Here is a 26,188-nt window from a genome sequence, read left to right on the forward strand (position 1 = left end):
GACTTCCCGCCCGGCCGGGACGGTGCCGAGGACCGGCTGCGGCATCTGGTGCTGCGGGCCGGCATCGACCTGGAGACCTTCTCTCAGGCGGCAGCGGCGTCCACCCGGCGCAGGAAGTCCCCGAGGGCCGCGTTGAACGCCTCGGGCCGTTCCAGGTTGGGCAGGTGCGCGGCTCCCTCCACGACCACGAGGGCGGCGTCGGGCAGCAGGCCGTGAATCGTCCGGGCGTCGCTCACCGGCGTGAACTCGTCCTCGGCGCCGACCACCACCAGCGCCGGCACCGCGACCCGGGACAGCACCGGCCGGTAGTCGGGGCGCTCGGCGCGGCCCCGCAGCGCCGCCGCGGCGCCCTTCGGACCGGTACCGGTCATCATGCGGTGGACGTGCGCCGCGACCTCGGCGGGCGCGTGCGGCGCGACCATCCGGTACAGGACCTCGTCGGCGTACCCCCGCATCCCCTCGCGCAGCAGCCGGTCCGCCGTCGCGCGGCGCACCGCGCGTCCCTCGGGCGTCTCGGGCTCGGCGCGGGTGTCGGCGAGCAGCAGCCCCGCCACCCGCTCCGGGAAGCGGGCGCAGTACTCCATGGCGATCTGGCCGCCCATCGACAGCCCGCCGATGACGCAGCGCGCCACGCCCGAGGCGGCGAGCAGTTCCTCGAGGTCCTCGGCGAACACGGACAGCGGGGTGACGTCCGCGGTGCCGGGCGAGGCGCCGTATCCCCGCAGGTCCGGTGCGATCACCCGCCGCCGCGGCGCGAAGGCGGCGGTCTGCGGGGACCACATCGTGTGGTCGAAGGGGTGTCCGTGGACGAGGACCAGAGGCATCGGCATGGACCGAGTCTAGAAGCGGCGGGCGTCGGCCGGTGCGGGTGGTCAGGCGGGGGTCCGGTGGGTCCAGGTGCCGGCGGTCATCGTCGCGTGCACCGGCATCCGGCGCAGGGTGCCCGGGTCCGCGCCGAGCGGGTCCACGTCGGTCACCACCAGGTCCGCCGGGTCGCCGGCCCGGATCAGCCGTCTGCCCCGCGCGGACCCGGTGAGCGCGTCCGCCACCGGGATGCGCTGCTCCGGGTGCCATGGCTCGCGCGCCCCGTCCGTCCGGGCCACGGCGGCCGCGATGGTCAGCCAGGGGTCGAGCGGCGCGACGGGCGCGTCGGACCCCAGTTCCAGGACCGCCCCGGCCCGCAGCAGGTCGGCGAAGGGGTACGCCCGGTGGGTACGGCCGGGCCAGTGCCGGTCGGCCACGTCCCGGTCGTCCACCGCGTGGCTGGGCTGAACGCCCACCGTGACGCCCAGCTCGGCGAAGCGCGGAATGTCCTTGGCGGCCAGCAACTGGCCGTGTTCCACCCGGCCGTGGCAGCGCACCGCCTCGAAGGCGTCCAGCACCGTCTCGCACGCGCGGTCCCCGATCGCGTGCACGGCGGGCACGATGCCGTGCGAGGAGGCGTGCCGCAGCAGCCGGACCAGGTCCGGCGGCGACACCTCCTGCAGCCCGTACGCGCCGGGCGCGTCCGGCGCCAGCCCCGGATAGGCGTCGTGGCACAGCGCGGTGCGGGTGTTGAGCGAACCGTCGCTGAGCAGCTTGAACGGACCCACCTGGAGCAGCCCGCCCGGCGTGTCCAGTACCTGCCCGGTGCGCAGCCCGCGCCGGATCGCCGGGTCCAGGTGGGGGAGCCAGATGCCCGCCGCCACCCGCAGCGCCGGCGGGGCGGTGCGCGCCCGCCGGGTCCAGTCGGTGATGTTGTCGGCGTACTCGAAGTCGATGATCCCGGTGACACCCCGCGCGGCCGCCGCCGCGCCGGCCTCCCGCACCCAGCGGTCCGTCACCTCGGCGGACACGGCGGTCAGGTCGGCCACCGCGCGCATGCTCGCGCCCTCCCGCAGCAGTCCGGTCGGGTGGTCGCCGTGTCCGGCGGCGGCCAGGGCGGCGGAGTTCAGCCAGGCGCAGTGCAGGTCGGCGCTGATCAGCAGCGTGGGCCGGTCCCCGGTGACCGCGTCCAGCAGGCCCTTGCCGGGTGTGTCCGGCCACAGTCCGTCGCGGAAGCCGTAGCCGACGAGGAGTTCTCCGGCCGGCCGGCCGGCGGCCCGCTTCCCGGCCGCGTCGGCCGCCTCCCGGGCCGACCGCGCGCCGGACAGGTCGAGCCGGCGGCGCACCCCCGCCCACTGCACCATGTGCACGTGCGAGTCCCACAGGCCGGGGAGCAGGGTGCGGCCGTCGAGACGGAGGCGTTCACCCGGGGCGCGGGGTGCCTCGGCCGCCGGGTACACGGCGGTGACGAGGCCGTTCTCGATCCGTACGTCGCTGAGCGGACCGCCGGCCCCGAGGCGGACCCGCTCCAGGGTGACCGGCGGCGCGGTGGTCGTGGCGGTCGTGGTGGTGGTCGGCACGGTGTCCTCCCGAAGGCGCGCGGGGTCCGGGCGAGTTCAGCGTGCCGGACAGTACCCCGGGGGCGGCGGCCGGGGCGAGAGCGAGGCCGGCCGCCCGCGATGGCACCGCGGGCGGCCGGCCGGCGGGATCAGCGGTCGCCGCGCCGGGCGGCCGCCCCCTGCGGGGTGCCCGTGATGGTGAACTGGGAGCCCGGTTCGATCTCCACGTCCTGCTCGGCGGACCCGGTGATGGTGACGTCCGTCAGGGTGGCGCTGCCCCGGGCGCCGCCCATCGCCAGGATGCCGGAGCCGTTGTTGGACTTGTCGATCCGGACGTCCGTGATCCTCACGTCCGGCATCGCGCCGCCTCCCGTCTTGAACTGGATGCCGTCGTAGGTCGAGTCATGGATCTCGGTGTCCCGGATGGTCACGCCCGGGATGTCCTGCCCTTGCGCGAACAGGGTGATGGCGCCGAACTCCTGGTCCTCGTTCCAGAACGCGCCGCCGGTGCGGTACAGGGCGTTGCCCGCCAGGAGCGTCTGGCCGGTGAAGGGCAGCGGGTCGTGGTCGGTGGCCAGCATGATGCCGGGGTAGTTCATCGTGTCGGAGATGACGTTGTTCTCGACGGTGTTGCCGTAACCCCCGTACACCGCGACCCCGTTGGCCCGCCACGGCAACTGGATGGTGTTGTTGCGGAAGTGGTTGTCGTGGCCGATGTCCACCGAGGTGTCCTTCACGTACTTGCTGGACCACACCGCCAGGGAGTCGTCGCCGGTGTTGCGGAAGGACGAGTTGTAGACGGTCGAGTCGCGGGTGCCGTTGGCGAAGTTGATGCCGTCGGCGTACGTGTCGCGGATCCGGACGCCGGTGAACTCCAGGCCGTCGCCGGGACCCCACAGCTCGGGGATGTTGGAGTAGTCGCGGCCGGCCCACACCCCGACGTTGGCGTGCTCGATCCACACGTTGCTGATCTTCGTGCCCTTGCCGAAGCGGCCGTTGAGACCGACGCCGCCCTCCTGGTTGCCGTCACCGCCCCGGATGGTGCCGGAGCCGAAGATGGCGAGGTCGGATATCTGGGTGTTGTCGTCGATGTCGAAGCCGAAGTTGCCCTCGTGCGGGTGGTTGATGCCGCCCGCCTCGTGCGGCGGGGTCAGGGTGTAGAACTGCGAGTGCCACATGCCGGCGCCGCGGATCGTGACGTCCCGGATGCCGACCTGGTTGTACTGGCCCCGGTTCTGCGGGTCGTCGGTCAGGATCTTCTGCTCCTGACGCCACTGCCCGGCCGGCACCCACACGCACGGGATGTCCCCGTTCTGGTCGGCGGTCACCGCCCGCTGGAGGGCGTCGGTGTCGTCGAGCCCGTCGTTCGGGACGGCCCCGTACTCGGTGATGGAGACGCAGTTCGCCGGCTTGGCCGCCGGGGGAGCGACCTGCTCCAGGTCGATCAGGTCGATGACCTGGAAGGCGGCCGAGTCGCTCGCGTCCCGCTGGAGCCGGAACACGGTGCCCGACGGATAGGTCCGCGCCAGCAGCGCGTGGGACTCGTCGAACAGCCGCCGCGCGTCACCGCCGGGCCGGTTGGTGAGTCCTTCCGGGTCGTCGGTGTTGCCGTACAGCCAGCTGTGCTTGGACGACAGGGGCACCTTCTGCACGAACTGGCCGTCCGCGTAGAGGCTGATGGTGGCGTCCGCGCCACCGCCGGCCGGCGCGTCGGGGACCGAGTTGCGCACCACGACGGAGTTGGTGGAGGTGGTCGAGGTGAACTCCACGTACTCGCCGGTGGCGTCCAGCCGGACCGACTTCCGTCCCGAGGACTCGGTGCCGAAGTCGGTGTGTCCGAAGGTCCGCTTGGCATCGGCGGCCAGCAGGGTGCCCTGGTACCGGCCGTCCTCCGCCTCGTACTCGGTGTACGGCACGGCGGCACCGCGCCCCACGACGAGCGACTTGGCGAGGACGTTGTCGTTCTCGTCGGTCTCCTCGACGACACCGGTGGCGTCGGCGGTCGCGGTGAGGGTGGCACCGCCCGCGGTCGCCGTCCAGACGCCGCTGACCGGCACGTTCACCGTGGCACCGGCGGCCACTTGGCCGGTGGTGCCGTTGAGCACGGTGCTGCCGGCCTGGAGACGGGTCACCGATCCGGCCGCCGCGGCGGTGGTGCCGGCGTTGTGCACGGCGACCGTGAAGGAGACGGCCGCGCCCACGGCCGGGTTGGCCGGGTCGGCGGTGATCGAGCGGACCTCCAGGTCCGGTCCGGGCGCCCGGGCGACGACGAGGCGGTCCGCCGCGTTGCGGCTGTTGTTGGAGTCGTCCAGCTCGGCGACCGAGTTGCCCGGGTCGACGGCCGCGGAGACGGCGTAACTCCCCGCCGCGTGGGTGCCGGTGTCCACCGCCACCTCGGCCGAGGCACCCGGTTCGAGGGCGGGTACGTCGGCCCGGCCGGCGACCGTCCCCTCGACGCTCGCCTGGACCGTCGTCGCGGCCGAGCGGGCCGTCCCGGCGTTGCGGACGGTGGCACCGACGGTCACCGGGTCCCGCTCGTCGGGCTCGGCGGGCGACCAGTCCAGGCCGGTGACGGTCAGGTCGGGCGCGGGCGCGGCGGTGCCGACCACCTGGAACTCGGCGACCTGACCGCCGGGCGCCCCGGAGTTGGCGGAGAACCTGAGCCGTACGTCGGCCCAGCGGCCGCTGACCGGGATCGTCACGGTGTTGCCGGTGGCCGGGGTGAACGCGTAGTCCGCCCGGGCCCGCGCCGAGCTGAAGCCGCTCGCCGCCGCCTGGCGGCCCAGCACCTCGATGCTCTGCGTACGGGCCGCCCACACCGGGTCCGGACTGAGCTTGACCACGACCCCGGTGACGTCCGCGTCCGCGCCCAGCCGCACGGTGAGGTCGGCGGGGTGTCCGGCGGCCTCCCAGTAGGTGGCGGTGGAGTCGTCGGTGGCGTTGGCCGCGACGTAGGACTGCGTCGACGAGGTGGCCTCGACCGGCTTGCCGCGCGCCAGATTGGTGCCGGTGGGCGGTGGTTCGGTGGTGACGTCCTCGCCGTACACCTCCAGCTCGGCCAGTTGCGCCGCGTTCCAGCCGGTGTTGCCGGTGACCTGGACGCGGACATGGCGCAGCTCGGCCGGGTCGGCCAGGTCGACGGTGACGGTGTTGGCGCGGGCCGGGTCGAACGCGCGGGCCGCCGAGGCGGCGAGGGTACGGAAGACGGTACCGTCGGCGCTGCCCTGGAGGGCGAGCGTCTGGGTACGGCCCTCCCAGCCGGACGGCAGCTTGAGCACCACCCGCTCGATCTCCCGGGCGGTGCCCAGGTCGGTCTGCACCCACTGCGGGAAGGACCCGGCGGGGCCCTCCCAGTAGGACGCCTGCGCGCCGTCGGTGACATTGCGGGCGGCGTACTCGCCGTGCGCGCCGCCGGCCGTGGCCGGACGGCCGAGCGCGAGGTTGGTGCCGGCGGCGGCCGTCGCCGGGGCCGGCGCGGCGTGGGCCGGGGCGGCGAGGGTCACCGGCGCCAGACCGGCCGCCATGAGCCCCGCTGTCAGGGCACAGGTCAGCGGCCGGCGGCCGAGGGGTCTCCATCTCATGAGGTCCTCTGTTCCGTAGAGTTCCGGGACGTTCCGGAGGATGCCAGGGAGTTTCTGCACGCCAATTGAGCAACTCGGTCGATTTTTTGCGGAAAACGCGTCCACAGAGTTGTGACGGCTCTGACGTTTGTCAATGGGTTGGGATGCGAGGCCCGACGGGCGGAAATCCGCTTGCGTGACTTGCGGTCAGCAGACCTCGGGGTCACGGGGGTGTGCGGGCGTCCGCGGAGTCATGTGACTGTCAATTCTCCGCAAGAGATCGCGCAAGTAGCGCAAATAAAAGGGACGCGTTACGACCCCAGGCCGGCGTCCCTGGCCCGGATCATGGCGTCGTCGCGGTTCCTGACCTGGAGCTTGGCGAAGATGTGCGACACATGGTTGCGCACCGTCTTGTCCGAGAGGAACAGGTGCCGGGCGATCCGCCGGTTGGTGTGTCCGCGGGCCAGCAGGTCGAGGATCTCCCGCTCCCGGTTGGTGAGGTGCGGAAAGGCGATACGGCCGGGGAAGTCGTGGATGGCGGAGAAGTACGTGCCCAGGCGGGCCGCGATGGACGGGCTGAAGACCGCGCCGCCCGCCGCCACCGTCCGTACCGCCCGCAGCAGTTCGTCCCGGGACGCCTCCTTGGCCACGTAGCCGTGGGCGCCCGCGCGCAGCGCCGCCACCACCTCGTCGTCGTCCTCGTACAGGGAGACGACGAGCACCCGCGGCCGGTGCCCGGCGGTCCCCGAGGTGATCGTGCGGATCGCCTCCACGCCCGGCATCCGGGGCAGCCGCAGATCCATGAGGACCACCTGCACGGCCCGCCCGAGGCGCGTGACGGCCGCCACCGCCTCCTCGCCGCTGCCCGCCTCCCCGACCACCGTCAGGTCGGCTTCGGTGTCCAGGGCGCTGCGCAGTCCCTGGAGGAACAGGGGATGGTCGTCGACGATCAGAACCCCCACCGTCATCCGGACACCTTTTCGCGGCCGAGTGCGCCCATTCGTCCCCCTTTTGAGCATGGTCAGGACCAGGCTAGGTCCTGCCCGGACCCGGCTGGAGATCCCTTCCGGTCAGCCGCCCGTCCGTTCGGCGGGACCCCGGGGTGACGCCGGGGGCCCGGGAAACCGAACGCGCGTCGGGCGGGAGACTCCGGTGTGCGAAGGCCGTCACCGGCGCGGTCTGTTTGTCGCGGGAGCGTCCGTGAAAGCAGATGCGCGTCGGTCGGACGGGTCCCAGGTGAACCGTCCGCGTGCCCCGGCCACCGCGACGCGAAGTCGATGTAGGGAACCCGGCCGAGGGCGGAGGGTCAATGGGGGAGCAGGGGGTTGCTTGCGTGCGCCGACTATTGCGGATGCGGGTATCCGCGAAGTGGTAATGTACACGTGTGCAAACTGTTGGGACGCCCTCCTGTCTGGAGTTTTCTGAGTGAGTTCTCTTTTCGAGCCCTACACCCTGCGTTCGGTGACCGTGCCCAACCGGGTGTGGATGCCGCCGATGTGCCAGTACTCCGCCGCCCCCGAGGGCCTGGCCGAGGGCGTGGCCACCGACTGGCACTTCCAGCACTACGGCGCCCGCGCCGCGGGCGGCACCGGACTGATCGTTCTCGAGGCCACCGGCATCTCCCCCGAGGGTCGCATCTCGCCCCAGGACCTGGGCCTGTGGAACGAGACGCAGGCCGGCGGACTGCGCCGCATCACCGACTTCCTCAAGAGCCAGGGCACCGTCGCCGGCATCCAGCTCGCCCATGCCGGCCGCAAGGCCTCCACCAGCCGGCCCTGGGCGGGCGACCGCCCGGTCGGGCCGGACGAGTACGGCTGGACCCCGGTCGGCCCCAGCGCCGAGCCGTACCCCGGCCTGAAGGTCCCGCACGAACTCACCGTCGACGAGATCCGCGAGACCCTCGACCAGTGGCGGGCCTCCGCCCGGCTCGCCCTCGCCGCCGGCTTCCAGGTCGTCGAGATACACGGCGCGCACGGCTACCTGATCGGCAACTTCCTCTCCCCGCACAGCAACCGGCGCACCGACGAGTACGGCGGCGGTTTCGACAACCGCGTCCGGTACGCCGTCGAGGTCGTCGACGCAGTGCGCGAGGTCTGGCCGGACGACCTCCCGCTGTTCTTCCGGCTGTCCGCCACCGACTGGCTGGACGAGGGCGGCTGGACCCCGGACGAGTCCGTCGCCCTCGCCCGGGTCCTGACCGAGCACGGGGTCGACCTCATGGACATCTCCACCGGCGGCAACGCCGACGGGGTGACCATCCCGGTCGGGCCGGGCTACCAGGTGCCGTTCGCCGCCCGCATCAAGCGGGAGACGGACATGCCGGTGGCCGCCGTCGGCGAGATCGCCGACCCCGGCCAGGCGGAGAAGATCCTCGCCGCCGGGGAGGCCGACGCCGTCCTGATCGGCCGGCAACTGCTGCGCGAGCCCACCTGGGCCCGGCGCGCCGCCCGGGAACTCGGCGGCGACGTGCGCATTCCCCCGCAGTACGGCTGGCGCCCCTGACCGCCACCGGCCGTCCCTGACCGGCCCGGATCGGGCGCCCGCCGGACCTGACCGCTTTATGGTGGTCCGGTGCGAATCGTTCCCCGCTGGGCCCTGCTCTCCTCCGGCTGCGCGCCCGTCCTGCTCATCGTGGGCTGGGCGATCGCGGGGGCACTGGAAGGACCCGGCTACGACCCCCTCACCCGCACCATCAGTGTCCTGGGGGCGTACGGGAGACCCGGCTACTGGGTGATGAACGGGGCGCTGGCCGCCCTGGGCGTCTGCCATCTGCTGACCGCCTGGGGACTGCGGGTCGCCTCCGGGGCCGGCCGGCTGGCACTGGGCGGCGGCGGCCTCGCGGCGTTCCTGGTGGTGGCGCTGCCCGCGCCGAGCAGCGGCGGTTCCCTGCGGCACGGCACCGCCACCGTGATCGGCTTCACGCTGCTCGCGGTGTGGCCGGTGCTGGCCGCGTGGGGCGGCGGCGCGGCTCCCTGGGCGCTGCGGCCCGGACCCGCGTGCGCCGCGACCGCTCTGATGGCGGCCGGCGGGATCTGGTTCATGGCCGAGATGCAGCTGCACGGGATCGCGGGGCTCGCCGAGCGGGTGGTGACGGCCGTGCAGTCCCTGTGGCCGTTCGTCGTGGTCACCTCGTGTCTCGCCCGCTCCGGCAGCCGGAGCCCGGAGCGGGACGAGCAGCCCGCCGGACACCGCTAGGCGGCCGGCCGGCGTCGGGGCGGAGGTAGGCCGTGTCCGTCAGGCGCCGGGGGTCCACTCGCCCGGGCCGCCGCCGCGCCACTCGATCAGGCGGGAGCGGACCACGTCCATCTCGTCCCAGCCCTGGAGCCCGACCTCCTGGAGGAAGCGGGCGACGTCCCGCACGCTGAACGCCCGGCCGAGGATCTCGCCGTCCACCCGCACCCGCCTACCGCCGTCGTCGTCGGGCGGGTACACGGTCACCGGGCGCGTCGCGGTCATGGCACCAGCGTGCGGGCCCGGCCGGCGGTACGCACGCGGAACGCCGTACCGCGCGGCACGCGGTGCCCGCGGATCAGCTCTCGAGGAGGCGGATCAGCTCCTGAGAAAGCGGATCAGCTCTTGAGGAAGTCGAGCAGATCCTCGTTGAACCGCTCCTTGTCGCCGGCCACCATCGCGATGCCGTGCGAGCCGCCCTCGTACACCTTGAGCACGGCCCCCGGGATGATCCGGGCCGCCTTGCGGGCGGTGGCGTCGATCGGGACGACCTGGTCGTCGTCGCCGTGCACGACGAGCGTCGGCACGTCGAAGCCGCGGCAGTCCTCGTGGAAGTCGGTGTAGCCGAACGCGTCCACGCAGTCGACGCCGCCCGTGATCGTCTGCTGCATGGCCATGTACCAGAACGCGTCCTTGTTGCCCTGCGTGACCTTGTTCCCCGGGCGATTCGCGGAGAAGAACCCCACCGCCGTGTCCTGCCAGAACTGCGACCGCTCCTTGACGATGCCCGCCTTGATGCCTTCCAGCACCTGGCCCGGCACCCCCTCGGGGTTGTCCGGTCCCTGGGCCAGCAGCGGGGTGACGGCGGACAGCAGGACGGCGGAGGCGACCCGGTCGGTGCCGTGGCGCCCGATGTAGCGCGCCAGTTCGCCGCCGCCCATGGAGTGCGCGACCAGGGTGACGTCGCGCAGGTCGAGGTGGTTGATCAGGTCGTTCAGGTCGTCCGCGAAGGTGTCGAAGTCGTAGCCGTCGTACACCGGCGTGGAGCGGCCGTGGCCCCGGCGGTCGTGGGCGACGCCCCGGAAACCCGCGTCGGCCACCGCCTTGAGCTGGTCCTGCCAGGCGTCGCCGTTGAGCGGCCACCCGTGGATGAAGACGACCGGGCGGCCGCTGCCCCAGTCCTGGTAGAAGATCTCGACTCCGTCACGCGTCGTGCAGATGGGCATGAGCCTGTGCTCCTCGCAAGAGAGAGGTGGGGCAAGGGCGGGGGAGAGGCCCGGGCGCCGGGCCGCCCGGCACCGGTGGGGACGGGGGCCGGCTCTCCCACGGCCGCGCTCCCATCAGAGTCCAGCCGACCGGCGCCCGCAATCGGCGGGCCGGCCACGCGGCCCTTCCGGCCCACCGGCGGACATGCCCCGGTCCGGCCAGGCCCCGCCGGGCCGCCGCCCGGTGGCCCGGCCGCCCCGCTGCTCCGGACGGGTGGCGGCAGGCGCTCTGCCACTCGTCGGAACACGAGAGTTAGGGTCGTCACCGGTGATGGACGCGAAGGCCACGAGAAGGGGGTCGCGGATCATGCGCGGGACAGTGACAGCGGTCAGCAGCAACGGGGAGTACTCGTTCACCAAGCCCAACCGGCCGAGCATCACCCTGCTGGCCGGTCTGGGCGTGGCGGGCGACGTGCACGCCGGAGTGACCGTCAAGCACCGGTCGCGGGTCGCGCAGGACCCCACCCAGCCGAACCTGCGCCAGGTCCACCTCATCCACGAGGAACTGTTCGCCGAGGTCGGCGAGGACGGCTTCGAGGTCGGGCCCGGCGAACTCGGCGAGAACGTCACCACTCGTGGCATCGACCTGCTCGGCCTCCCGGTCGGCACCCTGCTGCGGCTCGGCGGGGCAGCGGTGCTGGAGGTGACCGGTCTGCGCAATCCCTGTCTGCAGATCGACGCGTTCCAGGACGGTCTGCTCAAGCGGGTCGTGGGCCGCGACGAGGCGGGCCGGATCGTGCGCAGGGCCGGGATCATGACCGTGGTGCGGGAGGGCGGGGTGGTCCGCCCCGGCGACCCGATCACGGCGGAACTGCCGAGCGGCCCGCACCGCCCACTGGACCGGGTCTGACTCACTGCCGGGCCGGCTCGGCCGCCCGCTGTCGCCGCACCGCCGTCTCAAATCGATGCCCGCATGGCGAGACGGCTTGGCTTCCGGAGGCCGTGGTTCCGTATATTCGCACGCATGTCTGCCCCGGCCCCCCTGCTGTGCCTCGCGCTGTTCGCGACCTCCGCGTGGTGCGTCGACGACGGTCTCTGTCGCCGCCGCTGAGACCCGCCCGTCCGCGCCGCCGGGCGCCCCGTGCCCCCGCCCGTCGCCCCGTGCACACCCCGGAGACCATCCGTGACCACCGCCCCGCCCGCCGGGCCGGCCGCGCCGCCGCGCGTGCCCACCGGCCTCTTCACCCCGTCCCCCACCTCCTCGGCCCGGCCGGCCGCGCCGCCCCTGCCGCCGGTGCGGCGCACGCCCCTGGTCGTGGCCGCGCTGCTGGCCGTGGCCCTCACCGCCTACGTGTGGTCCGCGCACGGCGCCAAGCCCGGCGTGCTGCTCCTGCTGGGACTCGGCCTCGGGGTCGCCCTGTTCCACTCCCGCTTCGGCTTCACCTCCGCCTGGCGCCAGCTGGTCGCGGTCGGCAACGGCACCGGACTGCGGGCCCACACCCTGCTGCTCGGCACCACCGCCACACTGTTCGCGGTGATCATCGGCACCGGCACCGGACTGTTCGGCTCCCAGCCGGCCCCGTCGGGCGGCTCGCTCGGCGTCGGCCTGGTGGCCGGCTCGGCGCTCTTCGCGATCGGCATGCAGCTGGGCGGGGCCTGCGCCTCCGGCACCCTCTTCGCCGTCGGCTCGGGACAGACCTCGGTGGTGCTGACCCTCGCCGGATTCATCACCGGCGCCACCCTCGCCGCCTGGCAGTACGACCTGTGGCAGGACCTGCCGGCCTGGGACCCGGTGGTGCTGTCCGACCACATCGGCTGGTTCGGCTCCTGGGCGGTGACGATCGCCGCGCTGCTGCTGGTCGTGTTCGTCTCGCGCCGCGTCCAGGCCCGGCGCAACCCGCCGCCGCTCGGGCCCGTCCCCTCGGCGCGCGGCGCGGCCGTCCGGGCCCTGCGCGGCTCCTGGCCGCTGGCCGCGGGCGCCCTGGCGCTGGCCGTGCTCGGCGCCGGCGTGCTGCTGGTCTCCGGCGGCGCCTGGGGCGTGACCAGCGCGTTCAGCCTGTGGGGCTCGGAGTTGGTGGGCACGCTCGGCGGCCACCCCGAGAACTGGACCTGGTGGCGGCAGCCCGGCAACGCCGACATGCTGGCGGGCCCGGTGCTGGCCGACAAGACCAGCCTCACCGACATCGGCATCATGATCGGCGCGGCCGTCGCCGCGGCCCTCGGCGGCAGCTGGGCCCTGCACCGCGGCATTCCGTGGCGTACGGCGGTCGCCTCGGTGCTCGGCGGGGTGCTGATGGGCATCGGCGCCCGGCTGGCCGGCGGCTGCAACATCGGCGCCTACCTCGCGGGGATCGCCTCGGGCAGTCTCAGTGGCTGGGTGTGGGGCGCCTTCGCGCTGGCCGGCACCTGGGTCGGTCTCAAGCTCCGTCCACTGTTCGGCCTGGGCAACCCCAAGCCGGGCGACGGGGTCTGCTGACCGGACGGTGACCGTCCGAGGAGCGAGACGGTAAGACGGCGGCGGGGCTACGGACGACCCGTACGCCCCGGCGCCGACCCGCACTGCCACGACCCGCACCGCCAAGACCCGCACCGACCGACCCCGCACCACCCAGGAGCCGCTGTGACGGCGAACGCCCCCGCCCGGACCCCGGCGACCCTCGCCGAGACCCGCCGTGCCCTGGCGGCCGGCCGGGCCGTCGTCCTGCCCAACCCGGCGCCGCTGACCCACGTGGTCACCGCCGTCCACGCACCGGCCGTCAACGCGGCCAAGGAACGGCCGGTCACCCAGCCCGTCGCCCTGTGGGCCCACCACCCGGCCACCCTGCGCGCACTCGACCCGCTCTGGGACCTCACCCCCGGCGACCGCGCGCTGGCCCGCCGCCTGCTCACCGAGGAACACCTCACCGTGCTGCTGCCGCTGCGCCCGGACACCGAACGCCCGTCCTGGACGGGCCCGGCCGCCAAGGACGGCTGGATGCTCCTGTTCGGCGCCCGCTGGGAACCGGTGCGCACGGTCCTGGACGACCATCCGGTCCTGTACGTCAGCAGCGCCAACCGCACCGGCCGCCCGCCCGCCGCCCACACCGGCGAGGCGCTCGCCATGTTCCCGGCCGCCGTCCCCGTACTCGCCGGACCGCACCCGGCGGCCGGGCGGCGCCGGGCGACGACGACCGTGCGGCTGCACCCCGACGGACGGCTCACCCTGCACCGCCCCGGCGCCCAGGACGCGCCGTACCAGCGCCCCGAGGACTACCTGCGCCGGCTGCGCGCCGACGGCTGAATCCCCCTAGACCCGCCGCCGGCGCCGGACCACCAGCCCCACGGCCACGGCGGCCCCCACGCCGAGCGCGCTCCACACCAGAGGATCCCGGTAGGGCCGGTAGGGCAGGGCGGGGGAGGCGTCGAGGGGGATGGCGGCGGTGTCGTTGCCGGGGGTGCGGTCGTAGTGGTTGTAGGTGCGGATGGTGCCGTGTGCCCCGGGGACCCGCCGGTCGATGCGGACCCGGAAGCCGATGACGGTGGTGCCGCCCTCGTGCCGTACCTCGTAGAAGTCGTCGTCGCCGATGGCGCAGTCGATGCTCCCGTCGCTCTTCCGGGGGCGCTCGCAGGCCCAGTCGCCGCCCGAGTCCTCGAAGGTGTACGGGACGGAGGTGACGGTGGTGCCTTCCGGCGGGATCACCCGGAAGCCGCCCAGCGTCTCCGTGTCGAGCAGCCGGCCGGGGCCGTGGTCGCGCAGCCCGAGCCGCACCGTCACGGTGTCGCCGACCCGGCCGCGCACGGTCGCCGTGACCGGTTCGTAGTCGGCCTGCACCGTGGTCTCGACGTGCACCTCGGTGCGGTCGGCGGTGAGGCCGGTACCGCTGGTGCGGGTCAGCTTCAGCGGGGCCTCGTCGCCGCGTTCCGGGTGGTCGGCGGGGGCGGTGGTCTCGGCGGACCAGCTGTAGGAAAGGGTCCCGGACAGCCGGCCGGCCTCGGCGGTGAAGTGGAGGGGGGAGCCGGTGCGGTAGGCGGTGCCCGGGCCGGCCTCGGTGGCGAACAGGCACCACGCGGAGGTCGAGTCGGTGTTGAAGCGGCAGTTGGCCGGGCGGGACGTCAGTCGCAGGCCCTCCGGCGCGGTGAGCAGCAGGGCGACGCCCTCGCTCGCGGTGAAACGGCTGCGGTTGGCGAAGGCGGGGGTCACCGCCCGGGGCTCCCCGGGGGCGGCGCCGGTGACCGTCTCGGCCTCCTTCGGGGTGTGCAGGGTGGGGCCGCCCACGGTCATGCGGGTGAGGCCGGTGACCGGGGACGCGTTGGCGGCGGTCACCCGGTAGGTGACCGTGCCGCTGTCGCCGGGGACCACGCCGTCCACACCGCGCAGCAGGAACGGGATGTTCGACTCCCCGTCGCCGTTCTGCACGTCACCGTAGACGCAGGTGAACACGGGACCCTGGTTCGTGCAGTTGCCGGCCCCGCCCGGTTCCGCCACGGCCACCCCCTTCAGGCCGGTGGTGTCCACGACCACCTCGACGTCACGCGCGTCGCCGCCCGCGCTCGGCGCGACGGCGACGGGGACCGGGAAGTCCTCGACCCGGGCGTCCGCGCCCTCGTCGGCGTGGTAGAGCAGGTGGGTGCCCGGGGTTTCGAGCCTCAGCAGGACCTCGCCGGAGGCGTCGGCCGCGGCCGGGCCCGAGGCGGTGGCGAGGAGCGCGGCGAGCGTCGCCATGAGGGCGGCCGGGCGTCTGGTGATCCGTATCCGGTGGCGCATGCGCGCACTATGCCAGTGCCGGCGGGTGATGATCACCGCGGGCACCGACGGGCACCGGCGGGCACGCGGCAGACCCGCCGTGCGCGGCCTCCGATCAGCACTTCTGGGACTGGCCGCCGTCGACCGCTGTGACCGTGGCGTCGCCGAGGGACGCGTCGTCCGACAGCGGGAACCCGACCAGGCCGGCGACCTCCTCGGGACGGCCGAAGCGCCGTACCGGGTCGCCGCTGACGAACTGCCGCCCGGCCGCCGCCCGTCGCGCTCGGCGGCCGAGTACCCGGACTGCCCGTCTTCTCCGCCGCCGCGGCCTCCTCGGCCGGCCCACGCCCCGGATGCCGTCGACCGCGCCGGTGTCGACGACGCTGCCGCCGCTCTGCTCGCGCCCGACGGCCGGTACGTGCGCCCCCGCCGAGCGGGGCGAGGCCGGCCGGACCGGACTGCGCGACCCGCTCGCGGCCGGCCCGGAGCGATGCGCCGGCCGCCGGAAGGCGGCAGGGAGCGCGGTGAGCCGCCGGCCGCGCCGGCCGTCGCCGCCCCGGCCGACACGAGACCGCCGCCCCGGCGGACGTCCTGCCGCTGACCGCGCCCTGACGGTGCGGCACCGGGCCCTCTGGACCCGGACGCCCGGTGGCCACCATCCTGGTGCGGGCCGTTCCCGTAACCGGCCCCAGTGAGGTGGCAGCAGGATGACCGTCGTAGATCTCGCCGCGCTCGGCGAGTCCTTCACCCGCGACCCGTACCCCGTCTACGCGCGCTTACGGGACCAGGGCCCGGTCCACCGCATCCGGATGCCGGAGGGCGCGGAAGCCTGGCTCGTCGTCGGCCACGAGGCCGGCCGGGCCGCACTGGCCGACCCCCGGCTCACCAAGGAGTGGAGCAGGGCGGCGCCCGCCCTGCGGCTCGGCGCGGTCTCGGCCGGCCGGCACATGCTGCGCGCGGACCCGCCGGACCACACCCGGCTGCGGAAACTGGTCGCCCGGGAGTTCACCCCGCGGCGCGTGGAGCAGCTCGCGCCCCGCGTCCAGAAGACCACCGACGAACTCGTCGAGGCCATGCTCGCCGCCCCCGACGGACGGGTGGACCTGGTCGAGGCGCTGTCCTTCCCGCTGCCGATCTCCGTCATCTGCGACCTGCTCGGCGTCCCCGACCTGGACCGCGGCGCCTTCCGCGGCTGGTCGAACGAGGCGCTGGGCGCCACCGACCCGGACCGGCGCGAGGCCGCGGCCGCCGCCATGATGGGCTACCTGACCAAACTGGTCGACGACAAGCGCCACCACCTCGGTGACGACCTGCTCAGCGCCCTGATCCACGGCCAGGACGAGGACGGCGACTCGCTCTCGCCCGAGGAACTGCTCGGCATGGCCTGGCTGCTGCTCGTCGCCGGCCACGAGACCACCGTCAACCTCATCTCCAACGGCGTCCTCGCCCTGCTCACCCATCCGGAGCAACTGGCCGCCCTGCGCGCCGACCCCGGTCTCATGGAGGGCGCGGTCGAGGAGATGCTCCGCTACGACTCCCCGGTGGAGACCCCCACCTACCGCTTCACCACCGAACCGCTGACGATCGGCGGCACCACCGTGCCCGGCGGCGGCGAACTGGTCCTGGTCGCCCTGGCCGACGCCAACCGCGACCCCGGCCGCTTCCCGGCCCCCGACCGCTTCGACATCACCCGGGACGCCCGCGGCCACGTCGCCTTCGGCCACGGCATCCACTACTGCCTGGGCGCGCCGCTGGCCCGGCTGGAGGCCCGGATCGCCATCGGCACGCTGCTGCGCCGCTGCGGCGGCCTCGCCCTGGACATCCACCCGGCGGCGCTCTCCTGGCGTACCGGCATGCTGATCCGCGGCCCGCACAGCCTGCCGGTGCGGGTCACCCCGTAGCCGGCCCCCTCGGGTGCGAGACCGGCCGTGCGGACCCACGCTGGAAGGGCGAGAGTCGCGAGCGGTCGGTACGAGGGAGTACGGCATGGCGAAGAGCGGTGGCGGCGGGAAGAACCTGGGGAAGGGCGACAAGGTCGCCTGGAAGAGCCACGGCAGCGAGACCGAGGGCAAGGTCGAGAAGAAGATCACCGAGCGGACGGAGGCGGCCGGCCGTACCGTGGACGCCTCCCCGGACGACCCGCAGTACCAGGTGCGCAGCGCGAAGTCGGGCAGATCCGCCGTGCACAAGCCGTCGGCCCTGAAGAAGAAGAAATGAGCGGCGACGGGCACCGCGAGACCTGGGACGACTTCCGTGAGCTGGTGAACATGACACCGGCCGACCTGGAGAAGTGGCTGTCCACCGCGGAGTCGAAGGACGCCGGACAGCACCAGGACGGGGGAGAGTCCACCGGCCACGCCTCCGGCCGCCGGATCGTGGCGATCCTGCGTGCGAAGAAGGGCGACCTCACCGACGACGACTACGCGCACATGCGCAAGGTCACCGGCTACATCCGCCGGCACCTGGCGCAGCGCCCGGCGGGCGAGGTGACGGACACCAAGTGGCGCCACTCCCTGATGAACTGGGGTCACGACCCGCTGGCCTGACCCCGCGACCGGCCGCCGCCGCGCTCACGCGGCCGCGGCCGGCTCCGGTTCCCGGGGCGGGTCGCTCAACTGCTCGCGTACGTAGTTCCAGATCACCGCGATCAGCGCGGCGACCGGCACGGCCAGCAGGCTGCCCACGATGCCGGCCAGCGAGCCGCCCAGCGTCACCGCCAGCAGGATCACCGCGGCGTGCAGCCCCAGCCCCCGGCTCTGGATGATCGGCTGGAACACGTTGCCCTCCAACTGCTGCACCACGATGATGATGGCCAGCGCGATCAGCGCGTCCGTCAGGCCGTTGGACACCAGCGCGATGAGGACCGCGACGAAACCCGCGAACAGCGCGCCGATGATGGGCACGAACGCGGACACGAACGTCAGCACCGCCAGCGGCAGCACCAGCGGCACCCCGAGGATCCACAGACCGAGCCCGATGAACACGGCGTCCAGCAGCCCCACCAGCGCCTGGGACCGGACGAAGGAACCCAGGGTGGTCCAGGCCCGCTTGGTGACGGCCGGCACGTCGGTGGCGAGCCGGCCGGGCAGCTGCCGGGTGAGCCACGGCAGGAACCGCGGCCCGTCCTTGAGGAAGAAGAACATCAGGAAGACGGCGAGTACGGCGGTGACCAGCCCGTTGACGACCGTGCCCACTCCGGTGGCGACCGTGTCGACCACACTGCCGACGCTGTTCTGGATCCGGGCCATCGCGGAGTCCACGGCACTGGTTATCTGGGCGTCGCCGATGTTCAGCGGCGGACCCGCGGCCCAGTCGCGCAGATGCTGGATGCCCTCGACCACCCCGTCGGTCAGCTCGTCGGTCTGGGAGGCCATCGGTACGGCGATCAGCGCCACCACACCGGCGGCGGCCAGCAGGAACAGCACGGTCACCGTGGTCGCGGCCAGCGCCGGATGCCAGCCGTGCCGGCGCAGGAAGCGGGCCGGCGGCCAGGTGAGCGTGGTGAGCAGCAGGCCGACGACCAGCGGCCACACGACCGGCCACATCCGGCCCAGCAGCCAGAGGGTCACCGCGAGCAGCGCGAGAAGCAGCAGCAGGTCGAGGGAGAGGCGGGCCCCGGTGCGGAGTGCGGCGCGGGTTCTCGCGGAACTCAACGTGGCAGACATGGGGTTCACCCTATGGGGTGCACCCCATGCGGCCCGCCGTCGGGAATCAGCCGGTGATCACCTCGTTCTTCGCCAGGCTACTGGTGCGTTCCTCGACCGTGCCGCGCAGCGACTCGGCCGCGGTGGCGACGGACTCGCCGTCGGCGCCGGACCTCTTCGCCTGCGCGGTGAGCGAGTCGAGGGCGTCGAGGGCGTGACCGGAGGCGAAGAAGCTCTGGTACAGCTTCTTGTAGGCGGAGTGGTAGACGGTGTCGAAGGCGTCCGTCGCCAGGAAACGTTCCTTGAGGATGTTGCCGCCCATGCCGCCTCCCATGCCGCCGCCCGTGTCGTCGCCCTTGTCGCCGCCCGTGTCGTCGCCCGCCGCGCCGCGCTGTTGTTGCCCGGCGTTGCCGCCGGCGTTGCCGCCGGCGTTGCCGCCGGCGTTGCCGCCGCCCCCGCCCATGCTGGTGCTGTCGTCGGGGCCGGTGGTGGCGGTGCCGGAGAAGGTCAGGTTGAAGTCCCAGCCGAGTACCGAGAACTTCTCGGTGTCCAGGTCGTACCAGAGCACGTAGTTGTTGCCCGGTCCGGCCATGTCGTCGAAGTTCAGGATCAGGTTCTGCGTGGCCACGTACTCGGCGAAGGAGCCGACGTCCACGTACTGGTCCAGATCCGCGGCGAACTCCTCGTCGGAGGCTTGGTTCACCCACTTCAGCAGCTTCATCACCGGTGAGAGGTCCTGGCTGCCCTTCAGGTTGAGCTGCTTGAAGGACGTCTCGTAGTCGGTCGGGTCGTCGCCGACGTAGTCGAAGCTGCCGTCGGCCCGTGCCTTGTACGCCACACCCGTGTCGTCGATCTCCGTGTCGACCCAGTCCTTGGCCGGGTTCTCCACCATGAGCCGGGTCGCGGCCGGACGGTTGTTGACGGTGAGGGCGGTGAAGGCGTAGTTCTCGGCCGTCTGACCGGACTTCTCCATCAGGGACAGCGACAGGGCCTCGTTCAGCGGCAGCGCGTCGTCGACGCCGGGGCGCAGTGACAGTTCACGGTGCCCCTGGTAGGCGCGGCCCTCGACGTACTCGTCGATGCTGATCAGCCAGGGCAGTTCCTCGGGCTTGGACGCGGAGAGGTCGTACTGCGCCATGCCGCCGCCCCCTCCTCCGCCCGCCCCGCCGCCGGCCCCTCCGCCACCCTGTTCCTGCTGCTGGGGCTGTCCACCGTCCTGGCCGCCCGGCGGGAAGCCCTGCTGTCCGTCACCGCCCGGCTGGGGCGCGCCGGACGGGCGGGCCCCGCCGGCCGCTCCGCCCGCCGCGCCGGCCCCGCCGCCCGAAGTCCCGCGCAGGCTCTGCAGGGTGGAGTTGCCCTTCAGCCGGATGCCCACGTCGTTCAGGTACACCCCGTCGATGGTGAGATCGGCCTCGATGTACTCCTTCTCGCCCTCGTCCTGGTACTTCTCCATCATGTCGGTGAAGTCCGTCTCGTCGTACTCGAGCCGGATGGTGTGGGCCTCGGAGGTGTCGAACAGACCGACCGTGCCCGTGACGTCGTCCGTGATCTCGTCCGCGTCCGCCAGCGAGGCGCTGGTGACGAACGGGCTGACCCGCGCGTCTCCGAAGAAGATCAGCAGCACGGCCATGCCCGCGGCCAGCAGCGCGGTCGGCTTCCAGTGGTGCCGCAGCCGCAGCGGGACGCGGTGCACCAGCCGACTGCGGGGCGCCGCCATCACAGGTCCGTCTGGTCGTAACCGGTCAGGACGGTCACGCGCTGGCCCATGGTCCGTTCCCGGAGTGCGGCCACCAGCTCACCGGGCTCGTGGCCCTTCTTGATCCGGACCGTGTAGAACACCTCGGTCAGTGTGCCGCCCCGGATGGACTCCGTGCTGACCAGCTCGAACTCGTCAGTGAAGCGCAGCAGCACGTCCTGGATGGCGTGGGTGTGGTCCTCGCCGGCCGGGACCTGGACCTTGACGACCTGGCGCTGGACGTTGAGGGCGAACCAGTTGAACTTGCTCATCGCCAGGATGATCAGCGCGATGACCACGCCGCCCACGGCGGCCAGGGTGTAGAAGCGGGCGCCGCAGGCCATGCCGATGGCCATCACCAGGAAGACGAACCCGACGTCCCTGGTCTCCTTGACCGCGTTGCGGAACCGGACCACCGACAAGGCGCCGACCAGCGAGAAGGCGCGGGCCAGGTTGGAGCCCACCACCAGCATGATCAGCGCGACCACCATGCCGACGATGACCAGGGTCTGCACATAGGACTGGCTGTAGCTGACGTTCTTGTGGGTGGCCCGGTAGACGTACCCGATCATCGTCGAGAGGACGAAGGACAGGGTCATGGCCAGCACGATGTCCGTGACACTGAACGTGCCGCTCAGGTCCTGAAGGTCGAGGTTCACGAGTGCAGTACCTCCGTGGTGCGGTGGGGGTCGGGGGTGGTGGGGGTGGCGGGGGACGGGAGGTCTTCCTCCCGGACGTGGAAGACGGACCGGGGGGCCAGGCCGAACGACTCGACGCTCTGGACGTACTTGGAGACCCGGATCAGGCTCAGGTCGCGTCGGGCGGCGAGATCGGTGATCCAGTACGGGGCGCGTTCGTTGACCTTGATCTCCATCACCGTCAGGTGCGGCGGGACGATGAACCGGTTCTCGGGGTTCGCGGTGCCGAAGTGGAAGTCGCGGTCCCGGCCGCGGATCCGGCGGTCGAAGGTGACCCGCAGCCCCGTGTCCTGGTCCCGGCCGACCAGGGCCTCGCGCTGGTAGCCGGTGATGGCGGTGGGCTGGAGGTTGAGCCGGACGACGAGTTCGAGCACCTCGTGCACGAAGGCCCGTTCCCCGGGGGAGTGCGGTATCTCCTCCCGGTCGTCGCACAACTGGCGGGCCGTGGCGTACGGCAGGGTGATGCGGCGCTTCTGGGTGACCCGGTTGACCCGCTGCTTGATCTCCACGCAGACCGGGGACTCGTCGGTGACGCCGTCGAGGTCGCCGTAGTGCCGGATGCGCAGCTTGCGGCGGAACTTCAGCCCCTCGATCTTCTCCCAGTAGAAGCGCAGTTGCGGCGTGTCGTAGTACAGGCTCCACACGCCGTAGCTGCCGACGGGGCTGTGCGGGTCCTGGTCCATCCGCTCGCCCAGTTCGGCGCGGATCGCGGCGGCCTGGTCGACCGGGACCAGGTACTTCAGTTCGTAGCGGTTGAAGGCGTGCAGTCTGCTGGCCACCCGCAGGGCCTCTTCGGTCGCCGTCCGGTGCGGCGCTCCGTCGGGGGCCGCCGCGGGCGCCTCGTCGTCGCCGCTCGCGCCGACGGCCCGGCGGCGGCGTTTCAGCCAGCCAGTCATGGGGTCCTCTCGATCCGTGGGGTGATCGATCTCCCCGTAAGGAATCGGTAAGACATGAAAGGCCGCTGAGAGAATCCCCCAAACAACATGAGTACTTGGGGTTAACGCAAGGTGAACTGATCGGTGGCTTGGTGCGGGCTGCCGTGATCGGCGGCCCTAGTGTGGGCCGGTGACCCTCGCACCCCTCCTCGGCGACACCGTCCGCCTCGTATCCCTGTCCACCGACCACGCCGACGCCCTGTTCCCGTCCGCCTCCGACCCGGAGGTCTGGCGCTGGATGCCCCGGCCGCGCCCCGGCACGGTGGCCGAAACGCGCACGATGCTCGACCGGATGACCGCCGACCCCGCCCGGCGCTGCTTCGCCGTCCAGCGGCGCGGCGACGACGCGGTGATCGGCTCGACCAGCCTGTACGACATCGACCTGGCCGAGGCGCGCACCGAGGTTGGCGCGACCTGGTTCGACCGCTCCTGCTGGGGTGGGCCGTACAACGCCGAGTCCAAACTGCTGCTGTTCGCCCACGCCTTCGAGGAGCTGGGGCTCGTACGGCTCGCGCTGCGCACCGACAACCTCAACGAGCGGTCCCAGCGGGCCCTGGCCCGGCTCGGTCTGGTCTACGAGGGCACGCTGCGCAGTCACATGCGGCGTCAGGACGGCACCCGCCGCGACTCGCTGTACTACAGCCTGCTCGCGAGCGAGTGGCCGGCGGTGCGCGAGACCCTGCGGGACCGGATCGCGGCCAAGACCCCGCCCCGGCGCGGTGGCGACGGCCAACGGCGGGATCGCTGACGTACCGGTCTGGTCCTCGGCGAAACACTGATACATACTGTGGATGTTTGTATCTCTCGCGTGTACCTCTCGTACCCGTAAGCGCGTTCACAGGAGGGCTCCGATGGACATCGATGAGGCACGGACCCGGTTCGCGGTCCTGCGCGGCAAGGAGTCGGCCGTGTCGGCCGACGAACTCGACACCGTGTGGGCCGCGTTGCCGGCCGTCCGCGTCGAGGACGTCCTCGGCGCCTGGCGGGGCGGCGAGTTCGACACCGGACATCCGCTGAACGGCCGGCTGCGGGCGTCCGGCTGGTACGGCAAGACCTTCACCGCCGCCGACGACGCCAAGCCGCTGGTGATGCGCGGCGAGGACGGGAACCTCTACTCCGACACCACCCTCGGCAAGGGCGAGGCCAGCCTGTGGATGGTCGAGTTCCGCGGCGAGGTGACGGCCACGATGGTGTACGACGGGCAGCCGGTGCTCGACCACTTCAAGGCGGTCGACGACCGCACGCTGATGGGCATCATGAACGGCAAGGGCTTCGGCGACGGCCCCTTCTTCTACTTCTTCCTGGACAGGGTCCGGGCGTGAGAGCCGCGGTGGTGGAGACGCCGGGCGGCGGATTCACCGTCCAGGACGTCGACATCGACCGCCCCGTGGACCGCGAGGTACTGGTGGAGGTACGGGCGGCCGGTCTCTGCCACACCGACCTCACCCTCGCCACCCACGGCCTGGGACGGTTCCCCCCGCCGGTCGTCCTCGGGCACGAGATGGCCGGAGTCGTCGTCGCCACCGGCCCGCACGTCACCGAGTTCACCGTCGGCGACCATGTCGTCGGCTGCCTCGTGCAGTGGTGCGGCGGCTGCCCGGCCTGCCTCGACGGCCGGCCCCACCAGTGCCCGCACCCCGAGGCGACACTGCGCGACCCCGGCCGGCACGGTCCACTCCCACGGCTCGGCCGGGCCGGCCGGCCCGTCACCCAGGGCATGGGCCTCGGCGGCTTCGCCCAGCGGGCCCTTGTGCACGCCAACCAACTGACCGCCGTCCCGCGCCGGTTGCCGTTCGCCTCCGCCGCCCTGCTCGGGTGCGGGGTACTGACCGGCGTGGGCTCCGTCCTCAACGGCGCGCGCGTCCGGGCGGGCGAGACCGTGGCCGTGATCGGCGTCGGGGGCGTCGGCCTGAACGCCGTCGGCGGTGCGGCGGTGGCCGGCGCCTCGCGCATCGTCGCCGTCGACGTCCAGGACGGCAGGCTGCGCCGCGCGCGGGAGTTCGGCGCCACGGACGTCGTCAACTCGGCCGGCACCGACGCCGCCGCGGCCGTCCGCGACCTCACCGACGGGGGAGTGCGGCACGCCTTCGACATCGTCGGCACGGCCGCGACGACACGGCAGGCACTGGACATGACCGCGCTCGGCGGCGGTGTGCACGTGGTGGGACTGGCGCCGGGCGACGGCGAACTGACCCTCTCCCTGCCCCGGCTGCTGCTCCAGCAAAAACGCGTCCAGGGCCTGATCATGGGCGCCGGGGACCCGCGCCGGGACATCCCCCGCTACGCCGACCTCGGCCTGCGCGGACACCTGAACCTCGACGGCCTCGTCTCCCGGCGGATTGCCCTGCACGAGATCGACACCGGATACGCGGCCCTGCGGGACCCGGCGGTGGCGCGGGTCGTCGTCACGTCGTTCTAGCCTGCCGAGGCAGGACAGAACCGGCGGCGGGGGAGACGGGGTACGGGAGTGTCCCTCCCCTCAGCAGATCTCCACCGGCCCGCGCTCCGAATCCACCGTGCACGAGAACCCCACCGGCCCGGTGCCCAGCGGCAGCCCGGTGTCCAGGGCGGCGAGGAGCGGGCGGATCTCGTCCGGGTCGGGAGCGGTCGCCGACAGCGACAGCAGCGGTGTCACCGGGAGGCCGGCCGACGGGTGGGCGGTGTCGCCCCAGTCGATGAGGAACGGCACCAGGCCCGACGGGTGCGCGCCGTCGCCGTCGGTCAGCCGCCAGGACAGCAGGGTGCCGTCGGGCCGACGGCGGCTCATCGGACGCACCGGCCCGGGGTCGTAGCCCCGCAGCCGGGCCGCCGCCACCGCCGCGTCCAGGTCGGGCGGACGGACCGCCCAGGTCACGATGGCCGGCTCGGAGATCCCGTCGACACCGAACGGGCGCGGCCCCCGGGGCGCGGACTGCTCCGGATCGGGTCCGATGATCTCCAGATAGCCGGTGCCGCCCAGCGACACCAGGAAGTTGCGGGTGCCGCGCCCGAGGTGCACGCCGCCGGGCGCGGGGGCCACACCGGTACGCCGGGTGAAGTCGGCGACCGTCGCGGCCAGGTCCGGGGTGGCGAGGACGAGGTGGTCCAGCAGAGCCGGGTGGGTGTTCACCGCACGGAGGGTACGCAGCCCCGCCCCGGCTGTCGATCACCTGTTCGGCAGGTCGCCGCGATCCATGCCGTACGCACCTGATTCATGGGATTCTCATGCCTTCCCCATGGCGATACCGGGGGTACCCCACGTTATCGTCAAGCATCCAGCAGGGGGGTCCAGCTCGGGGGCCGATGGAAAGCGCGGTGCCGATGTCCAACGGTACGAAAACTGACATGCGCCGGGTGGCGCGCGGCATACGGCGGCGTCTGCGGAGACTCGCCGAACCTCCCGTGCCCCGGTCGGCCCGTCGGCTCGTACCGGAACCGGTGTTCGTCATCTCCTCGGTGCGGTCCGGCTCCACCCTGCTGCGGGTGCTGCTCAACAGCCACCCGGAGATCCGGGCCCCGCACGAGATGCATCTGCGGACCCTCACGGTCGACCTGACCAAGCCGTACACCAAGAAGGCGATGGCTGAACTCCAGCTCGACCAGCGGGAGTTGGAGTACCTGCTGTGGGACCGGATACTCCACCGCGAGCTGGTGCGCAGCGGCAAGAAGATCATCGTCGACAAGACACCGGGCAACGCCGGGGTCTGGGAACGGCTGCACGAGTGCTGGCCGGGGGCCCGCTACATCTTCCTGCTGCGGCACCCCGCCTCGATGGTCAGCTCCCTGATCAACAACCGTCCGGACCGCGACCTCGCCGCCACCGTCCGGGAGGTGCGCGGCTATGTGGAGGCCGTGGAGGCGGCCCGCGCCGCACTGCCGGGCCTGACCGTCCGCTACGAGGAACTCACCGAGCGGCCGGAGCAGGTCACCCGGGAGATCTGCGCGTTCCTCGGTGTCCCCTGGGTGCCCGGCATGCTGGAGTACCAAAAGGGCGATCACGGGCCGTTCGTCCCGTTCATCGGTGACTGGAGCGACAACATCAAGTCCGGGTCGGTCCAGAAGGCCCGGCCGCTGCCTTCCCCGGAGGAGGTACCGGCCCCCCTGCGCGACATCGCGCGCGCCTGGGACTACCCCTGCTGACCCTTCTGACCCTGCTGAGGCGCCCGTCGCGGTGA

General features: G+C 72.9%; 23 protein-coding genes and 2 pseudogenes. 13 read left to right on the plus strand and 12 right to left on the minus strand.

Translation table 11 applies throughout. The annotated features are described in order from the left end of the window. Positions 1 to 216: pseudogene (locus tag AB0G32_RS29105) on the plus strand (hypothetical protein); the annotation flags it as partial. Here the strand turns inward: AB0G32_RS29105 and AB0G32_RS29110 are convergent. From AB0G32_RS29110 to AB0G32_RS29125, 4 genes and pseudogenes are all read right to left on the minus strand, one after another. Then, positions 117 to 830 (minus strand): annotated as a pseudogene (locus AB0G32_RS29110) (alpha/beta hydrolase); the annotation flags it as partial. The pseudogenes AB0G32_RS29105 and AB0G32_RS29110 overlap by 100 nt on opposite strands. 42 nt (positions 831 to 872) lie before the next feature. Then, the gene (locus tag AB0G32_RS29115) at positions 873 to 2,384 is read right to left on the minus strand and encodes an amidohydrolase (protein ID WP_361169600.1); all 1,512 of its coding nucleotides are present in this window, start codon (positions 2,382 to 2,384) and stop codon (positions 873 to 875) included. A 128-nt stretch (positions 2,385 to 2,512) separates the two neighbouring features. Then, positions 2,513 to 5,944, minus strand: a complete 3,432-nt coding sequence (locus AB0G32_RS29120; protein ID WP_361169603.1) for a CARDB domain-containing protein — start codon at positions 5,942 to 5,944, stop codon at positions 2,513 to 2,515. Positions 5,945 to 6,234: 290 nt separating this feature from the next. Beyond that, entirely contained in the window at positions 6,235 to 6,891 is a 657-nt protein-coding gene (locus tag AB0G32_RS29125) for a response regulator transcription factor (protein ID WP_361169606.1), read from the minus strand. A gap of 457 nt (positions 6,892 to 7,348) precedes the next feature. Between AB0G32_RS29125 and AB0G32_RS29130 the strand changes: the two genes are divergently transcribed. Together AB0G32_RS29130 and AB0G32_RS29135 are read left to right on the plus strand one after the other, a co-directional pair. Continuing rightward, positions 7,349 to 8,425 (plus strand): NADH:flavin oxidoreductase/NADH oxidase, encoded by a 1,077-nt coding sequence (locus AB0G32_RS29130; RefSeq protein ID WP_361169609.1) that lies wholly within the window; start codon positions 7,349 to 7,351, stop codon positions 8,423 to 8,425. 69 nt (positions 8,426 to 8,494) lie between these two features. Beyond that, positions 8,495 to 9,118, plus strand: coding sequence for a DUF998 domain-containing protein (locus AB0G32_RS29135; protein WP_361169611.1), 624 nt, complete (start codon positions 8,495 to 8,497; stop codon positions 9,116 to 9,118). Between the two features lie 39 nt (positions 9,119 to 9,157). Here the strand turns inward: AB0G32_RS29135 and AB0G32_RS29140 are convergent, their stop codons facing one another. Further along, complete coding sequence (locus tag AB0G32_RS29140) at positions 9,158 to 9,379, minus strand: hypothetical protein (RefSeq protein WP_361169614.1); 222 nt, start codon at positions 9,377 to 9,379, stop codon at positions 9,158 to 9,160. Positions 9,380 to 9,492: 113 nt separating this feature from the next. Then, entirely contained in the window at positions 9,493 to 10,320 is an 828-nt protein-coding gene (locus AB0G32_RS29145; protein WP_361169617.1) for an alpha/beta hydrolase, read from the minus strand. 346 nt (positions 10,321 to 10,666) lie between these two features. On the opposite strand from AB0G32_RS29145, the gene AB0G32_RS29150 reads away from it, so the two are divergent. From AB0G32_RS29150 to AB0G32_RS29160, 3 genes are all read left to right on the plus strand, one after another. After that, positions 10,667 to 11,209 (plus strand): MOSC domain-containing protein, encoded by a 543-nt coding sequence (locus AB0G32_RS29150; RefSeq protein WP_361169620.1) that lies wholly within the window; start codon positions 10,667 to 10,669, stop codon positions 11,207 to 11,209. A 273-nt stretch (positions 11,210 to 11,482) separates the two neighbouring features. After that, positions 11,483 to 12,775: a YeeE/YedE family protein gene (locus AB0G32_RS29155; protein ID WP_361169623.1), complete on the plus strand. Its 1,293-nt coding sequence runs from the start codon at positions 11,483 to 11,485 to the stop codon at positions 12,773 to 12,775. 144 nt (positions 12,776 to 12,919) lie between these two features. Continuing rightward, positions 12,920 to 13,579 (plus strand): hypothetical protein, encoded by a 660-nt coding sequence (locus AB0G32_RS29160; protein ID WP_361169626.1) that lies wholly within the window; start codon positions 12,920 to 12,922, stop codon positions 13,577 to 13,579. A gap of 6 nt (positions 13,580 to 13,585) precedes the next feature. On the opposite strand, the gene AB0G32_RS29165 is transcribed toward AB0G32_RS29160, so the two are convergent. Further along, the gene (locus tag AB0G32_RS29165; protein WP_361169629.1) at positions 13,586 to 15,043 is read right to left on the minus strand and encodes a hypothetical protein; all 1,458 of its coding nucleotides are present in this window, start codon (positions 15,041 to 15,043) and stop codon (positions 13,586 to 13,588) included. Between the two features lie 686 nt (positions 15,044 to 15,729). On the opposite strand from AB0G32_RS29165, the gene AB0G32_RS29170 reads away from it, so the two are divergent. From AB0G32_RS29170 to AB0G32_RS29180, 3 genes are all read left to right on the plus strand, one after another. Next, on the plus strand, positions 15,730 to 16,923 hold the full coding sequence (locus tag AB0G32_RS29170) for a cytochrome P450 (RefSeq protein WP_361169632.1): 1,194 nt from the start codon (positions 15,730 to 15,732) through the stop codon (positions 16,921 to 16,923). Positions 16,924 to 17,008: 85 nt separating this feature from the next. Beyond that, the gene (locus AB0G32_RS29175; RefSeq protein WP_361169635.1) at positions 17,009 to 17,239 is read left to right on the plus strand and encodes a DUF2945 domain-containing protein; all 231 of its coding nucleotides are present in this window, start codon (positions 17,009 to 17,011) and stop codon (positions 17,237 to 17,239) included. Next, a complete protein-coding gene (locus AB0G32_RS29180) occupies positions 17,236 to 17,568 on the plus strand; it encodes a DUF3140 domain-containing protein (RefSeq protein ID WP_361169638.1) in 333 nt (110 codons plus the stop codon). Before AB0G32_RS29175 ends, AB0G32_RS29180 begins: the two co-directional genes overlap by 4 nt. 24 nt (positions 17,569 to 17,592) lie before the next feature. Here AB0G32_RS29180 and AB0G32_RS29185 read toward each other — a convergent pair whose 3' ends face one another. The 4 genes from AB0G32_RS29185 to AB0G32_RS29200 are packed head-to-tail and all read right to left on the minus strand — an operon-like array spanning position 17,593 to position 21,995. Then, positions 17,593 to 18,687 carry an AI-2E family transporter gene (locus tag AB0G32_RS29185; protein WP_361169645.1) on the minus strand — a complete coding sequence of 365 codons (1,095 nt, stop codon included), beginning with the start codon at positions 18,685 to 18,687 and terminating at the stop codon, positions 17,593 to 17,595. Positions 18,688 to 18,733: 46 nt separating this feature from the next. After that, positions 18,734 to 20,383: a CotH kinase family protein gene (locus AB0G32_RS29190; protein WP_361169648.1), complete on the minus strand. Its 1,650-nt coding sequence runs from the start codon at positions 20,381 to 20,383 to the stop codon at positions 18,734 to 18,736. Then, complete coding sequence (locus AB0G32_RS29195; RefSeq protein WP_361169651.1) at positions 20,383 to 21,060, minus strand: DUF4956 domain-containing protein; 678 nt, start codon at positions 21,058 to 21,060, stop codon at positions 20,383 to 20,385. The genes AB0G32_RS29190 and AB0G32_RS29195 overlap by 1 nt, the downstream gene beginning before the upstream one ends. After that, positions 21,057 to 21,995, minus strand: a complete 939-nt coding sequence (locus tag AB0G32_RS29200) for a polyphosphate polymerase domain-containing protein (protein WP_361169654.1) — start codon at positions 21,993 to 21,995, stop codon at positions 21,057 to 21,059. Before AB0G32_RS29200 ends, AB0G32_RS29195 begins: the two co-directional genes overlap by 4 nt. A 169-nt stretch (positions 21,996 to 22,164) precedes the next feature. On the opposite strand from AB0G32_RS29200, the gene AB0G32_RS29205 reads away from it, so the two are divergent. The 3 genes from AB0G32_RS29205 (at position 22,165) to AB0G32_RS29215 (ending at position 24,453) form a co-directional block, all read left to right on the plus strand. Continuing rightward, a complete protein-coding gene (locus AB0G32_RS29205) occupies positions 22,165 to 22,782 on the plus strand; it encodes a GNAT family protein (protein WP_361169657.1) in 618 nt (205 codons plus the stop codon). A 103-nt stretch (positions 22,783 to 22,885) separates the two neighbouring features. Beyond that, positions 22,886 to 23,356 (plus strand): DUF4334 domain-containing protein, encoded by a 471-nt coding sequence (locus AB0G32_RS29210; protein ID WP_361169659.1) that lies wholly within the window; start codon positions 22,886 to 22,888, stop codon positions 23,354 to 23,356. Then, positions 23,353 to 24,453, plus strand: a complete 1,101-nt coding sequence (locus tag AB0G32_RS29215; RefSeq protein ID WP_361169662.1) for a zinc-binding dehydrogenase — start codon at positions 23,353 to 23,355, stop codon at positions 24,451 to 24,453. The genes AB0G32_RS29210 and AB0G32_RS29215 overlap by 4 nt, the downstream gene beginning before the upstream one ends. Before the next feature lie 60 nt (positions 24,454 to 24,513). Here AB0G32_RS29215 and AB0G32_RS29220 read toward each other — a convergent pair whose 3' ends face one another. After that, positions 24,514 to 25,143: a VOC family protein gene (locus tag AB0G32_RS29220; RefSeq protein ID WP_361169665.1), complete on the minus strand. Its 630-nt coding sequence runs from the start codon at positions 25,141 to 25,143 to the stop codon at positions 24,514 to 24,516. Positions 25,144 to 25,358: 215 nt separating this feature from the next. Here AB0G32_RS29220 and AB0G32_RS29225 point away from each other — a divergent pair, with 215 nt between their 5' ends. After that, a complete protein-coding gene (locus AB0G32_RS29225; RefSeq protein ID WP_361169668.1) occupies positions 25,359 to 26,153 on the plus strand; it encodes a sulfotransferase in 795 nt (264 codons plus the stop codon). Positions 26,154 to 26,188 lie beyond the last annotated feature (35 nt).

Source organism: Streptomyces sp. NPDC023723 (genome assembly GCF_040639815.1).
Lineage (GTDB): Bacteria > Actinomycetota > Actinomycetes > Streptomycetales > Streptomycetaceae > Streptomyces.